Here is a 13,020-nt window from a genome sequence, read left to right as displayed (position 1 = left end):
TAGACGGCCACGCTCGCGATCCCGGCGTCCCGGCAGGCCCGGGCCACGCGGACAGCGATTTCGCCACGGTTGGCGATGAGCACCTTGCGCACGATTGAGGCTCCCTCCTTGAAACAAGCCGAGTTTAGGGACTGCCGACACGGCACTTCGACCCGTCCCCAATGGTGAGCTTGCCCACACGGAGCGTGATTCGAGGCGCGCTCGACCCGCGAAAGCCCTTGTCGCACCACGGTACGCAGGACTCCTGCGGAAAACCCTAGCTCCGTCATGTGGCCAAGGTCTCTGTGAAGGCGTGCTGCGGCCCACTCTGTTTCTTTGTCGAGTCCCTACGAATGGCCCAATGATTCTTTGCTGCCGCCCGAACCCTTGTCCCCCGGTTTACCCGTTAGTAGCGTGCGCGATGACTCGAACGTACCTCGGGTAACAGAACGCTGGCTGGAGAGTGGGTGGGGACCGGTGGTGCGCAGACCGGTGGCGTGGGTCGTGGCCGTCGTACTCCTCGCCGAGGCCTTCGGCGTGGCGGCGCTGAACTGGTTCCTCGGCATGGTCGTGGACCGGCAGAAGATGTCCCTGGCCGGGCTCGACCCCGATGTGATGGCCACGTCGTCGAAGATCGGCGGGGTCGTCTTCGGGCTCTACTTCGCGCTGTGCGCCCTGGTGGCCGTCCTGGTGGCGATACGCGACCGGGCGCCCGCCGGGTTCGGCCGCATCCTGCTGATCAGCGCGGCGGTCGTGCACGGCCTGCTGGGCGCCTTCGCCTGGGGCATGGTCGGCTGGACGGCGTTCCTGTTCATGGTGGTGGTGCTGGGGCTCGTCGTCCTGCTGCTGATGACGTACGACCGTGAGGGCGGCCCCGAGCGGGGCGCCGCCCGGCCGGCCGCCCCGGGCGCCGCCCCATCGGGTGAAGCGGTGGTCCGTACGGAGCAGCCCCAGGACGGCGACGGCCGGACGAGCGGTCCGCAGGACGGGGACGGCCGGGCGAGCGGTCCGCAGGACGGGGACACCCGCAGGGAGCAGCCGCAGGACGGGGAGAGCGGGCCCCGGGGATCCGTCTCCGCCGGGTCACTCGGCCGCTGACCACAACTCCGTGATGCCGACGCCCAGTTCCGCGAGCAGCTTGCGGACCAGGGGCAGGCTGATGCCGATCACATTGCCGTGGTCGCCGTCGATGCCCTCGATGAACGGCGCCGACCTGCCGTCCAGGGTGAACGCCCCGGCGACGTAGAGGGGTTCCCCGGAGGCCACGTACGCGGCGATCTCCTCGTCGGTGGGCTCGCCGAACCGGACGACGGTGGAGGCGGTGCCGGACACATACCGCTTGGCCTGCGTGTCCCAGATGCAGTGGCCCGTCTGGAGCACCCCGGCCCGCCCGCGCATGGCCTTCCAGCGGGCGGTGGCCTCCTCGGCGTCGGCGGGCTTGCCGAGGGCCTGCCCGTCCAGTTCCAGCACCGAGTCGCAGCCGATCACCAGGGCGCCCTGCACCTCCGGCCTGGCCGCCACCACCGACGCCTTGGCCTCGGCCAGGGCGAGGGCCAGCTCGGCCGGGGTGGGCGCGGTGACGGCGTCCTCGTCGACCCCGCTCACGATCACCTCGGGGCTGAGCCCGGCCTGCCGGAGCAGACCCAGGCGGGCGGGGGACTGGGAGGCGAGGATCAGGCGGCGGCGCGGCGTGGCAGTCATGCCGTCAGGTTAGTCAGCCGGTGCGCCCGACTCACCTCAGACCGATCACGATCATCGCCAGAACCATGGCCAGGGCCATGAGGAAGCCGAGCCGCCGGAGCATCTCATGCGCTTCGCGCATGTCCTTGGGCGGCTCGTCCTCGGGGTCTGACCACAGCATGTCACCAGCGTGCGGCCTCGGGCCGGGAGGATGCCTGAGTACCGGTACTCAATTGGCACCCCCCGGCCGCGGCCGGGCGCTCAGCTCGGCCAGTAGGTGCGGGTCCAGGACGCCGGGCCCGGCTTCGGCAGGCGGGCGGCCGCGATCCGGGACGGGTCGGACCACGCGTCGCGCAGACCGTCCGCGCCGGGCGGCGTCGTCGCTGCCGCCGCGGCGCGGGCGCGGACCACCGCCAGAGCGGCGGCCAGCTCCTCCGGGGTCGGGTTGCCCCGTACGACTTTGATCGTCACAGCGGCTCCTTGGGGGCTCGGGGGCTTAGAGCGGGATGTTGCCGTGCTTCTTCGGAGGCAGGGATTCCCGCTTCGTGCGCAGCTGACGCAGGCCGCGGACGATGTGGGCCCGGGTGTCGGACGGCATGATCACGGCGTCGATGTAGCCGCGCTCGGCCGCGACGTAGGGGTTGAGGAGGGTGTCCTCGTACTCCTGGATCAGACGGGCGCGAACGGCCTCCACGTCCTCCCCGCTCGCCTCGGCCTCGGCGAGGGTGCGGCGGTGCAGGATGTTCACCGCGCCCTGGGCGCCCATGACGGCGATCTGGGCGGTGGGCCAGGCCAGGTTGAGGTCGGCGCCCAGGTGCTTGGAGCCCATGACGTCGTAGGCGCCGCCGAAGGCCTTGCGGGTGATCACGGTGATCAGCGGCACGGTGGCCTCGGCGTAGGCGTAGATCAGCTTGGCGCCGCGCCGGATGATGCCCTCGTGCTCCTGGCCCACGCCGGGCAGGAAGCCGGGCACGTCCACGAAGGTCAGCACCGGGATGTTGAAGGCGTCGCAGGTGCGCACGAACCGGGCGGCCTTCTCGGAGGCGGCGATGTCCAGGCAGCCGGCGAACTGCATCGGCTGGTTGGCGACGACCCCGACCGGGTGGCCCTCGACCCGGCCGAAGCCGGTGAGGATGTTCGGCGCGAACAGGGACTGGGTCTCGAAGAACTCGCCGTCGTCCACGATGTGTTCGATCACCGTGTGCATGTCGTACGGCTGGTTCGCGCTGTCCGGGACCAGGGTGTCCAGCTCCAGGTCCTCGTCGTTGACGGCGAGGTCCGCCTCCTCCGCGAAGACCGGGGGCTCGGAGAGGTTGTTGGACGGCAGGTACGACAGCAGCTGCTTGACGTACTCGATGGCGTCCTTCTCGTCGCCGGCCATGTGGTGGGCCACGCCGGAGGCGGAGTTGTGGGTCCTGGCGCCGCCCAGCTCCTCGAAGCCGACGTCCTCGCCGGTGACGGTCTTGATGACGTCCGGGCCGGTGATGAACATGTGCGAGGTCTGGTCGACCATGACCGTGAAGTCGGTGATGGCCGGGGAGTAGACCGCGCCGCCCGCGCACGGGCCGACGACCAGGCTGATCTGCGGGATGACACCGCTCGCGTGGGTGTTGCGGCGGAAGATCTCGCCGTACGCGCCGAGGGAGGCGACGCCTTCCTGGATCCGGGCGCCGCCGGAGTCGTTGATGCCGATGACCGGGCAGCCGGTCTTCAGCGCGAAGTCCATGACCTTGACGATCTTCTGCCCGTAGACCTCGCCGAGGGCGCCGCCGAAGACGGTGAAGTCCTGGGAGAACACGGCGACCGGGCGGCCGTCGACGGTGCCGTAGCCGGTGACGACGCCGTCCCCGTACGGCCTGTTCTTCTCCAGTCCGAAGTTGGTGGAGCGGTGCCGGGCGAACTCGTCCAGCTCGACGAACGAGCCGTCGTCGAGGAGCAGCTCGATCCGCTCACGGGCCGTCAACTTGCCCTTGGCGTGCTGCTTCTCCACGGCGCGTGCCGAGCCGGCGTGCGTCGCCTCGTGGACACGACGCTGGAGATCCGCGAGCTTCCCCGCGGTCGTGTGAATGTCGATCTCTTGACGCTCTTCCGGCTCCGACATCGGGATCGCGGCTCCCTGCCTGCTCAAAGGGGGGGACGGTTACTCATCCGTAGAGTAGTGGTGGGCCCCGGCGTCGGCAGTGCGGCGTTTCCCACACCTAGGGTGGCTTGCATGACGCCGCACCATGCATCAGACGCATCCGACGACAGCCGTTGGTCCGATCTGGACCGTCCGCCTCTGAACGCCGCTGCCCTGCGGCGTGCGCTGGTCCGCGAGGGCAGCCTGTGGACGGAGATCGAGCTGGTCCCGCGGACCGGTTCCACCAACTCCGACCTGGCGGCCCGGGCCGCGGCCGGGAAGGCGGGCGAGGGCGCGGTCCTCGTCGCCGAGGAGCAGACCGCCGGGCGGGGACGGCTGGACCGGCGGTGGACGGCGCCGCCGCGCTCCGGACTCTTCTTCTCCGTGCTGCTGGCGCCCACCGAGGTGCCGGTGGCCCGGTGGGGCTGGCTGCCGCTGCTCACCGGTGTCGCGGTGGCGACCGGACTGGCCCGGGCGGCGGGCGTGGACACGGCGCTGAAGTGGCCGAACGACCTGCTGGTCACCGTGGGCGGGGAGGAGCGCAAGGCCGGCGGCATCCTCGCGGAGCGGGCCGGCGACGCCGGGGTGGTCATCGGCGTGGGCATCAACGTCACCCTGCGGGCGGAGGAGCTGCCGGTGCCGCAGGCGGGCTCGCTCGCGCTGGCCGGGGCGGCCGGCACGGACCGGGACCCGCTGCTGCGGGCGGTGCTGCGGTCGCTGGAGGACTGGTACGGGCGGTGGCGCGCGGCCGGCGGCGATCCGGGCCCCAGCGGGCTCCAGGAGGCCTACGCGGCGGGCTGCGCGACGCTGGGCCGTACGGTCCGGGCGGAGTTGCCGGGGGACCGGGCCGTGGTGGGCGAGGCCGTGGCCGTGGACGGGGACGGGCGGCTGGTCATCGCCACCGAGGAGGGGGTGCGCGAGCCGGTGGGCGCGGGCGACATCGTCCACCTGCGGCCGGCGTAGGGCGTGAGTCGGCCCGTCGGGGGCGCGTGGAAGCGTTCGAGGGGGCACCGTGGAGGGGTACCCGGTGACGCCGGGGTGTTCCCGGACGCACCCCGGTCCGCGCGCCCGGCAGCGGGCACGCTCCTCGGCCGAACCCGACGGAGTGAGCTGGCGCACACCTGCCGTAGAGTTGAGGCCGGTCGATACCTGACCGTGGCAGATCGGAAGGGCAGCACGCGTGACCGTCGACGACACGGGTTCCGGCGCGGACTCGAACGGCGCCGACCCCGGAAAAGCCCCGCACCCGCTGGCCGTGCGTCTCGAAGCGCTGATCCTCGGTGCCGAGCGGCGCTACACGCCCTTTCAGGCGGCCCGTACCGCCGGTGTCTCCATGGAGCTGGCCACCCGCTTCTGGCGGGCCATGGGCTTCGCCGACGTCGGCCAGGCCAAGGCCTTCACCGAGGCGGACGTCCTCGCCCTGCGACGCCTCGCCGGTCTGGTCGAGGCGGGGCTGCTCAGCGAGGCCATGGCGGTGCAGGTGGCCCGGTCCACCGGGCAGACCACCGCCCGGTTGGCCGAGTGGCAGATGGATTCCTTCCTGGAGGGCCTGACCGAGCCGCCCGAGCCCGGGATGACCCGCACCGAGGTGACGTACCCGATCGTCGAGCTGCTCCTGCCCGAGCTGGAGGAGTTCCTGGTCTACGTCTGGCGCCGCCAGCTCGCCGCCTCGGCCGGCCGGGTCGTGCAGTCGGCGGACGACGAGGAGATGGTCGACCGACGGCTCGCCGTCGGCTTCGCCGACCTGGTCGGGTTCACCCGGCTGACGCGCCGGATGGAGGAGGAGGAACTCGGCGAACTGGTCGAGGCCTTCGAGACCACCGCCGCCGACCTGGTGGCCGCGCGCGGCGGCCGGCTCATCAAGACCCTCGGCGACGAGGTGCTGTACGCGGCCGACGACGCCGGTACGGCCGCCGACATCGCGATGCTGCTGGTCGAGACGCTGGCGAACGACGAGACGATGCCGGAGCTACGGGTCGGCATGGCGTTCGGCACGGTCACCACCCGCATGGGTGATGTCTTCGGTACGACGGTGAACCTCGCCTCCCGGCTGACCTCGATAGCGCCGCGGGACGCCGTGCTGGTGGACAGCGCCTTCGCGGAGGAGCTGATCCGTACCGGTGAGGCGCCCGTCTCGGAGGCGGAGGCGGCGGAGGCCGCGGCGGCCGCCGAGAAGAAGGGCGAGGACCCGCCGACGTACCGTTTCGCCCTCCAGCCGATGTGGCAGCGCCCGGTCCGCGGCCTCGGCGTGGTCGAACCCTGGCTGCTGACCCGCCGGGACGGCCGGGACTAGGCCTCTCTGCCGGGCCCTAGGACGCGCCGAGTCCGTCCACGCACAGACCGAGCACCGGCAGGCACACTCCGCCCGGGCCGGGCTCCGGCGTGCTCTGCGGGGGGCTCGGGGCCGGGGTGTGGCTGGTGGACGGGGTGGGTGCGGCGGTCGCCGGTGCGGAGGTGGCGGGGGCCGGTGCGGTAGGTGTGCCGGGCGGGGGAGTCGCCGGGGCCGGGGCGCCGGGTGTGGGTACGGCGGTGGTGCCCGGCTTCGTCGGGTGCGCGCCGACGTCCGGGGCGGTCCGGGCCGTGCTGGACGCGGCCGGGGTGGGCGCGAGGCTGTGGCCGCCCATGACGGAGGCCGCCGTCGGCAGGGCGGTGGGTGTGGCCGTCGACGGGGTGCCGGAGTGCGGGGCGCGTGCGGTGGTGCCGGGGTCCAGCCGGGGTTCGGCCTCCGCCGTGCCCGGGGCGCCGACACCGGACTCCGGGGTCACCCGGACCAGGCTCAGCACGCCGGCGACCAGGGCCAGCCCCCCTGCGGCGAGCAGCACCTTGCGGGGCCGGGGCTTGCGATGCCGCCCTCGCCGGATCCAGCCGTCCGTGAGGGCAGCGGGCTCCGGTTCCCCCTCTACCGCTGTCGCTGTCGCTGTCTCCGTACCGGACGACTCGCCGCGTATCGGTGTCATGTGTTCTCCCCGCTTCTCCCCGCGCCCCGGTCGCGCCGGGCGGTGCGCACGTTATGCGTCGGGGTGGGCGGAGTGGGGTGAGACGGCCGGGATGTCACTCGAACGGGTGTAGCCCCCCGGGGTTTCCGGGACCGGGGCCGGGCTGCGATGATCGGGCCGACAGGGAGTTAACCCGCGTTAACGTTGTGCCCGGAGGGTGTCATGAGCGAGGAGCGGTTCGGGGAGTTCGTGCTGGTGCGGCGGCACGGGTATGTCGCGGAACTGGTGCTGGACCGGCCCAAGGCGATGAACGCCGTCTCGACGGAGATGGCCCGCTCGCTCGGCGGGGCGTGCGCGGCGCTGGCGGCGGACCGGGAGGCGCGGGTGGTCGTCCTGACCTCCTCGCACGAGCGGGCCTTCTGCGTGGGCGCCGACCTGAAGGAGCGGAACTCCTTCACCGACGCCGACCTCGTCCGGCAGCGGCCGGCGGCCCGGGCGGCGTACACCGGGGTGCTGGAGCTGCCGATGCCGACGATCGCGGCGGTGCACGGGTTCGCGCTGGGCGGCGGCTTCGAGCTGGCACTGTCCTGCGATCTGATCGTGGCCGACCGTACGGCCCTGGTGGGGCTGCCGGAGGTCTCCGTAGGGGTCATCCCGGGCGGCGGCGGTACGCAGCTGCTGCCCCGGCGGGTCGGGGCGGCGCGCGCGGCCGAGCTGATCTTCTCGGCGCGCCGGGTGGAGGCCGCGGAGGCGGCCGAGTTGGGGCTGGTGGACCGGCTGGTCGAGGAGGGCCGGGACCGGGAGGAGGCGCTGGCGCTGGCCACCGCGATCGCCGGGAACTCGCCGGTGGGGCTGCGGGCGGCGAAGCGGGCGCTGCGGCTCGGGCATGGGCTGGATCTGCGGGCCGGGCTCGAGGTGGAGGACGCGGCGTGGCGGTCGGTGGCGTTCTCCGGTGACCGGGCGGAGGGGGTCGCCGCGTTCAACGAGAAGCGCACCCCGGAGTGGCCGGGCGAGTAAGGCCCCGCAGCCGCGTCGGGCCTAGCCTGTTCGCCGCAACAATGTCCCTCTTGCCCCTGTTCGTCCCTACGCTGGGGTAATGGGTGAGGACAAGCGGCTCCGTGCCGTCGTGGCGCTGGCGCAGGGGATGGCGGCGGCGCACACCCCACGGGAGTCGTGGCACGCCGCCGCGCTCGGCGCCTGCCGTGCGCTGGACGGCACGTTCGCCGCGCTGTCGGTGTGGGAGCGGGAGCTGGGGCGGCTGCGCGTCCTCGTGAACGTGGGGGAGTGCGCCCCGGACGAGGAGGAGTTCCCGGAGTCCGAGGCGTACCCGGTGCACCAGTTCCCGGAGATCACCGAGTTCCTGCACGAGAGATGGGCGGGCGGCGGCGGGCCCAACGCGTGGGTGGAGACCGCCCAGGGGCCGGCCGCCGGCACCCCGGGCTACTTCCACCAGCGGGTCGCCGCCCTGCGCCGGCGCGGCCGCGGCTGCTGTGTCGTCGCGCCGGTCGTGCTGCACGGCCGTGCCTGGGGCGAGCTGTATGTGGCCCGGGCGGTCGGTGCGCCCCTGTTCGCGCGGGAGGACGCCGACTTCGCCACCGTGCTCGCCGCGGTCGTCGCCGCCGGCATCGCGCAGACCGAGCGGCTGGAGGAGGCCCGCCGGCTCGCGTTCACCGACGCCCTGACCGGACTCGCCAACCGCCGGGCCGTCGACGTACGCCTGGAGGAGGCGGTGGACCGGCACCGTACGCAGGGCGTGGTGGTCAGTCTCGTGGTCTGCGATCTGAACGGGCTCAAGCGGGTCAACGACACGCTCGGGCATGCCGTCGGGGACCGTCTGCTGGAGCGGTTCGGCTCGGTGCTGTCGCTGTGCGGCGCGATGGTGCCGGGGGCGCTGGCGGCGCGGCTCGGCGGGGACGAGTTCTGTCTGCTGGCGGTCGGGCCGGCCGCGGACGAGGTCGTGAAGGCCGCCGACGAACTGTGCCGCAGGGCCGGGGAGTTGGAGCTGGGGGAGGGGGTGGCCTGCGGGGTGGCCTCGACCGAGGACCCGATCGGGGAGGTGCGGGACGCCCGGCGGCTGTTCCGGCTGGCGGACGCGGCGCAGTACCGGGCCAAGGCCATGCGCGCGGACCGGCCGGTGGTGGCCGGGCGGGAGGGGCCGGACGATCCCGTCGTACGGCTCGCCGACGAGCCCCCGCCGTCCCGGGCCGAGCGGCGCCGGTTCCGCGGCCGGCTGCCGTGAGGCGAAGGCCACAGCGCAGGTAAGGGGTGCCCCCGGCCGCCACTAGTGACATCGCCGCATTCAATGCGTACGCTCCTGAATATGGATATGCACACTGTGGTGGTGGGGACGTCCGGGGTCACGGCGTCCGACGTTCTCGCCGTGGCGCGCGGCGGTGCCCGCATCGAGCTGTCGGCGGAGGCGGTGGCGGCCCTCGCGGCGGCCCGCGAGATCGTGGACGCGCTGGCGGCCAAGCCGGAGCCGGTCTACGGCGTCTCCACCGGCTTCGGCGCCCTGGCGACCCGGCACATCAGCCAGGAACTGCGCGCCCAGTTGCAGCGCAACATCGTCCGCTCGCACGCCGCCGGCATGGGCCCGCGGGTCGAGCGGGAGGTCGTACGGGCGCTGATGTTCCTGCGGCTCAAGACCGTCTGCTCCGGACACACCGGCGTCCGGCCCGAGGTCGCCCAGACCATGGCCGACGTGCTGAACGCCGGGATCACCCCGGTGGTCCACGAGTACGGCTCCCTCGGCTGCTCCGGCGACCTGGCCCCGCTGTCCCACTGCGCCCTCGCGCTCATGGGGGAGGGCGACGCGGAGGGTCCCGACGGGGTCGTACGGCCCGCCGGCGAGCTGCTCGCCGAGCACGGCATCGAGCCGGTCGAGCTGCGCGAGAAGGAGGGCCTGGCCCTGCTCAACGGCACCGACGGCATGCTCGGCATGCTGATCATGGCCCTCGCCGACCTCGACACCCTCTACAAGTCCGCCGACATCACCGCCGCCCTCAGCCTGGAGGCGCTGCTCGGCACGGAGAAGGTGCTCGCCCCCGAGCTGCACGCCATCCGGCCGCACCCGGGCCAGGGCGCCTCCGCCGCCAACATGCTCGCCGTGCTCAAGGGGTCCGGCCTCACCGGGCACCACCAGGACGGCGCCCCCCGGGTCCAGGACGCCTACTCGGTGCGCTGCGCCCCGCAGGTCGCCGGCGCCGGACGCGACACCCTCGCGCACGCCCGGCTGGTCGCCGAGCGGGAGCTGGCCTCCGCCGTGGACAACCCGGTCGTGCTGCCCGACGGGCGGGTGGAGTCCAACGGCAACTTCCACGGCGCCCCGGTCGCCTATGTGCTGGACTTCCTCGCCGTCGCCGCCGCCGACCTCGGCTCCATCGCCGAGCGGCGCACCGACCGGCTGCTGGACAAGAACCGCAGCCACGGCCTGCCGCCCTTCCTCGCCGACGACGCCGGTGTCGACTCCGGGCTGATGATCGCCCAGTACACGCAGGCCGCGCTGGTGAGCGAGATGAAGCGGCTCGCCGTACCCGCCTCCGCGGACTCCATCCCGTCCTCCGCGATGCAGGAGGACCATGTGTCCATGGGCTGGTCGGCCGCGCGCAAGCTGCGCACCGCCGTCGGCAACCTCACCCGGATCATCGCCGTCGAGCTGTACGCCGCCACCCGCGCCATCGAGCTGCGCGAGGGCCTGACCCCGGCGCCCGCCTCCCGGGCGGTCATCGACGCCGTGCGCAAGGCCGGAGTGCAGGGCCCCGGCCCGGACCGGTTCCTGGCGCCCGACCTGGCCGCCGCCGACGCCTTCGTGGCCGGCGGTCACCTGGTCGCGGCCGCCGAGACGGTCACCGGCCCGCTCCAGTAGGACCCGCAAGGGGAAGGTGACAGGGGGCTCCGCCGTGCGGGGCCCCCTGTCGGTGCGTCAGGACGGCTTCGGCTCCACGGAGTCAGAAGCCCAGGCGTTCGCGGCGCACCGAATACACCACGAACCCGGCGCCCACGGCGAGGAACAGGGTGCCGCCGACCACGTACGGAGTGGTGTCGATGCTGCCGGTGTCGGCGAGTCCGGCGCCCTCCGCGGTCTCGTGGGCGGTCTGCGCGGTCGCCGCCGACACCGCCCGCCCCTCCTGCGTGACCTGCGTCGCCGTGGCCGTACTCGACGCCGTCGTCGCTCTGGCCGGCGAGTCCTGCGACGCGTTCGCGGACGGCACGAACCACAGGGCGCACAGCAGGGTTCCCGCGGCGGTGGCGGTCAGCAGCGGACGGCGAGCGGATGACACGGAATATCGATCCCCTTGTGACGCTGGCGAATTGGCCGTGTGGGGCGATGTTAGTGAAAATCGTGGGTCACAGGAAAGTCACGGCAGGTTTCGGCCGTACGCTCGCGCCATGAGCGATGAGGAGACATCACGTTTTGTACGGCTCCGGGTGGATCTGGTGCTGGAGGTGCAGGACGAGGACGCACTGACCCGGGCCGCCCTGCGCCGGCTCGCGGAGGACCCGGAGCTGCCCGAGGCGGAGCGCGGCCAGGCCGAGGGTGCTGTGACGGAAGACACCGCGGAGGCCCTCGCCTATCTCGTCGACCCGTTCGACCTGGTCGGCGCGGTGCCCGGGGTGGAGCTCCAGCAGGCGTCCTGGTCCAGCGAGCGGATCGACTACGACCCGGATTCGCCCGACTGGGAGCTGGGCGAGGATGATGAGGAGGACGACGAGCGGGAAGAGGGCGGCATCGGCTGAGCGTTCGGGGGCACTCATGACCCCGGGCGGCAACCGCCGTCCGGGGTCTCGTCGTACCACCCGCCCACGACGGCGGACGTGGCGTGTCCCACAGATCCCCGGGATCCGGAACGGGACGAACCGGCCGTAGCGTTGAAGGTTCGGGGGACACGCAGTTCTTGGCGGCTCGGCAACGATGGAGAAGCTTGTGATGACGGACAGTAAGCGGCGCAGGGGCCTGATGGCCGCGTCCGCTCTGCTCGGCGGTGTGCTGGTGCTCACGGGGTGTTCCGGCGGTGACGACAAGTCCTCCGGCAGTGGCAACGGCAACGACTCCTCACAGGCGCAGGCGGACGCCGCGGCGGCGAAGAAGTCCTCGCAGGCGCAGATCACGATCACGCCCAAGGACGGCTCCGACAACGCGTCGATCAACAACTCGGGCACCGTCACGGTCAGCAAGGGCACGCTCACCGGCGTCACCATGACCACCCAGGACGGCAAGCCCGTCGCCGGGCAGCTGTCCGCCGACAAGCTGAGCTGGAAGCCCACCACCCAGCTGGCGCGCTCCACCACCTACAAGATCGCGGCGGAGGCCAAGGACTCCGAGGGCCGCATAGCCCACGAGAACGCCCAGTTCACCACGGTGTCCCCGGCCAACAGCTTCATCGGCACCTTCACCCCGGAGAACGGCGCCACGGTCGGCGTCGGCATGCCGGTCTCGATCAACTTCGACAAGGCGATCACCAACAAGGCGGCCGTGCAGAAGGGCGTCACGGTCACCTCCAGCAGCGGCCAGGAGGTCGCCTGCCACTGGTTCAACGCCAACCGCATGGACTGCCGCCCGGAGCAGTACTGGAAGGAGGGCGCCACCGTCACGCTGAAGCTGGCGCTCGACGGTGTCGAGGGCGCCCCCGGCCTGCACGGCGTCCAGCAGAAGACGGTCACCTTCCACATCGGCCGCAACCAGGTCTCCTACGTCGACGCGAAGACCCACCAGATGAAGGTCACGCAGGACGGCAAGGTCGTCAAGACCATCCCGATCTCCGCGGGCGCCCCCGAACACACCACCTACGAGGGCCAGATGGTGATCTCCGAGAAGTTCACCCAGACCCGGATGAACGGCGCGACGGTCGGCTTCAAGGACTCCGACGGCAAGGGCGAGTACGACATCAAGGACGTGCCGCACGCCATGCGCCTGACCACCTCCGGCACCTTCATCCACGGCAACTACTGGGGCGCGCCCTCGGTGTTCGGCAGCGTCAACACCAGCCACGGCTGCGTCGGCCTCCGGGACGTCAAGGGCGCCGGCGACGCGAGCACTCCGGCGGCCTGGTTCTACAACCACTCGCTGATCGGTGACGTCGTGGTCATCCAGAACACCGGCGACAAGACGGTCTCGCCGGACAACGGCCTCAACGGCTGGAACATGGACTGGGCCCAGTGGAAGGCCGGCTCCGCCGTCTGACGGTCCGTTCACACCCTCGCGATTGCCCCCCCCGCGGGCGCCGCCCCGGGGTGGGGGGCCCCCGCGCCCGGCCCCCCGCGGAGGGGAAGGGGCGCCCGCGGCCGCCGGTGGGGGTGGCGGGGCGG

Annotated in this window: 15 protein-coding genes; 8 read left to right on the top strand and 7 right to left on the bottom strand. The window is 72.6% G+C overall.

The window, feature by feature from the left end:
* A partial coding sequence (locus ACFVIU_RS36310) for a biotin carboxylase N-terminal domain-containing protein (RefSeq protein ID WP_308427085.1) occupies positions 1-92 on the bottom strand: 92 nt, incomplete at its 3' end.
* Positions 93-456: 364 nt separating this feature from the next.
* On the opposite strand from ACFVIU_RS36310, the gene ACFVIU_RS36305 reads away from it, so the two are divergent.
* Entirely contained in the window at positions 457-1,077 is a 621-nt protein-coding gene (locus ACFVIU_RS36305) for a hypothetical protein (protein WP_385847858.1), read from the top strand.
* Here ACFVIU_RS36305 and ACFVIU_RS36300 read toward each other — a convergent pair.
* The 4 genes from ACFVIU_RS36300 to ACFVIU_RS36285 form a co-directional block, all read right to left on the bottom strand.
* Positions 1,063-1,680: a Maf family protein gene (locus ACFVIU_RS36300; protein ID WP_385847857.1), complete on the bottom strand. Its 618-nt coding sequence runs from the start codon at positions 1,678-1,680 to the stop codon at positions 1,063-1,065. The two genes, ACFVIU_RS36305 and ACFVIU_RS36300, sit on opposite strands and share 15 nt — an antisense overlap.
* Positions 1,681-1,711: 31 nt before the next feature.
* On the bottom strand, positions 1,712-1,840 hold the full coding sequence (mmpB, locus tag ACFVIU_RS36295; protein WP_385847855.1) for a morphogenic membrane protein MmpB: 129 nt from the start codon (positions 1,838-1,840) through the stop codon (positions 1,712-1,714).
* An 80-nt stretch (positions 1,841-1,920) separates the two neighbouring features.
* Positions 1,921-2,130, bottom strand: coding sequence for an acyl-CoA carboxylase epsilon subunit (locus ACFVIU_RS36290; RefSeq protein ID WP_385847854.1), 210 nt, complete (start codon positions 2,128-2,130; stop codon positions 1,921-1,923).
* 25 nt (positions 2,131-2,155) lie between these two features.
* Positions 2,156-3,760 carry an acyl-CoA carboxylase subunit beta gene (locus ACFVIU_RS36285; protein ID WP_385847853.1) on the bottom strand — a complete coding sequence of 535 codons (1,605 nt, stop codon included), beginning with the start codon at positions 3,758-3,760 and terminating at the stop codon, positions 2,156-2,158.
* Positions 3,761-3,871: 111 nt separating this feature from the next.
* On the opposite strand from ACFVIU_RS36285, the gene ACFVIU_RS36280 reads away from it, so the two are divergent.
* Together ACFVIU_RS36280 and ACFVIU_RS36275 are read left to right on the top strand one after the other, a co-directional pair.
* The gene (locus tag ACFVIU_RS36280) at positions 3,872-4,741 is read left to right on the top strand and encodes a biotin--[acetyl-CoA-carboxylase] ligase (RefSeq protein ID WP_385847852.1); all 870 of its coding nucleotides are present in this window, start codon (positions 3,872-3,874) and stop codon (positions 4,739-4,741) included.
* A 217-nt stretch (positions 4,742-4,958) separates the two neighbouring features.
* Positions 4,959-6,071 carry an adenylate/guanylate cyclase domain-containing protein gene (locus tag ACFVIU_RS36275; protein WP_385847850.1) on the top strand — a complete coding sequence of 371 codons (1,113 nt, stop codon included), beginning with the start codon at positions 4,959-4,961 and terminating at the stop codon, positions 6,069-6,071.
* Positions 6,072-6,087: 16 nt separating this feature from the next.
* On the opposite strand, the gene ACFVIU_RS36270 is transcribed toward ACFVIU_RS36275, so the two are convergent.
* Complete coding sequence (locus ACFVIU_RS36270; protein WP_385847849.1) at positions 6,088-6,735, bottom strand: hypothetical protein; 648 nt, start codon at positions 6,733-6,735, stop codon at positions 6,088-6,090.
* A gap of 201 nt (positions 6,736-6,936) precedes the next feature.
* Here ACFVIU_RS36270 and ACFVIU_RS36265 point away from each other — a divergent pair, with 201 nt between their 5' ends.
* The 3 genes from ACFVIU_RS36265 (at position 6,937) to hutH (ending at position 10,579) form a co-directional block, all read left to right on the top strand.
* Positions 6,937-7,731, top strand: a complete 795-nt coding sequence (locus tag ACFVIU_RS36265; protein WP_385847848.1) for an enoyl-CoA hydratase/isomerase family protein — start codon at positions 6,937-6,939, stop codon at positions 7,729-7,731.
* A 79-nt stretch (positions 7,732-7,810) separates the two neighbouring features.
* On the top strand, positions 7,811-8,953 hold the full coding sequence (locus tag ACFVIU_RS36260) for a diguanylate cyclase domain-containing protein (RefSeq protein WP_385847847.1): 1,143 nt from the start codon (positions 7,811-7,813) through the stop codon (positions 8,951-8,953).
* Between the two features lie 87 nt (positions 8,954-9,040).
* Positions 9,041-10,579, top strand: a complete 1,539-nt coding sequence (gene hutH / locus ACFVIU_RS36255; RefSeq protein WP_385847861.1) for a histidine ammonia-lyase — start codon at positions 9,041-9,043, stop codon at positions 10,577-10,579.
* Between the two features lie 82 nt (positions 10,580-10,661).
* Here the strand turns inward: hutH and ACFVIU_RS36250 are convergent, their stop codons facing one another.
* Positions 10,662-10,994: a hypothetical protein gene (locus ACFVIU_RS36250; RefSeq protein WP_385847846.1), complete on the bottom strand. Its 333-nt coding sequence runs from the start codon at positions 10,992-10,994 to the stop codon at positions 10,662-10,664.
* A gap of 109 nt (positions 10,995-11,103) precedes the next feature.
* Here ACFVIU_RS36250 and ACFVIU_RS36245 point away from each other — a divergent pair, with 109 nt between their 5' ends.
* Both ACFVIU_RS36245 and ACFVIU_RS36240 read left to right on the top strand, forming a co-directional pair.
* Positions 11,104-11,451: a hypothetical protein gene (locus tag ACFVIU_RS36245; protein ID WP_385847845.1), complete on the top strand. Its 348-nt coding sequence runs from the start codon at positions 11,104-11,106 to the stop codon at positions 11,449-11,451.
* 190 nt (positions 11,452-11,641) lie between these two features.
* Positions 11,642-12,895 carry an Ig-like domain-containing protein gene (locus ACFVIU_RS36240; protein WP_385847844.1) on the top strand — a complete coding sequence of 418 codons (1,254 nt, stop codon included), beginning with the start codon at positions 11,642-11,644 and terminating at the stop codon, positions 12,893-12,895.
* The last annotated feature ends 125 nt before the right edge of the window (positions 12,896-13,020 follow it).

This window comes from Streptomyces sp. NPDC127190 (assembly GCF_042672505.1).
GTDB lineage: Bacteria > Actinomycetota > Actinomycetes > Streptomycetales > Streptomycetaceae > Streptomyces.
This window is presented reverse-complemented; position numbering and strand designations above follow the sequence as displayed.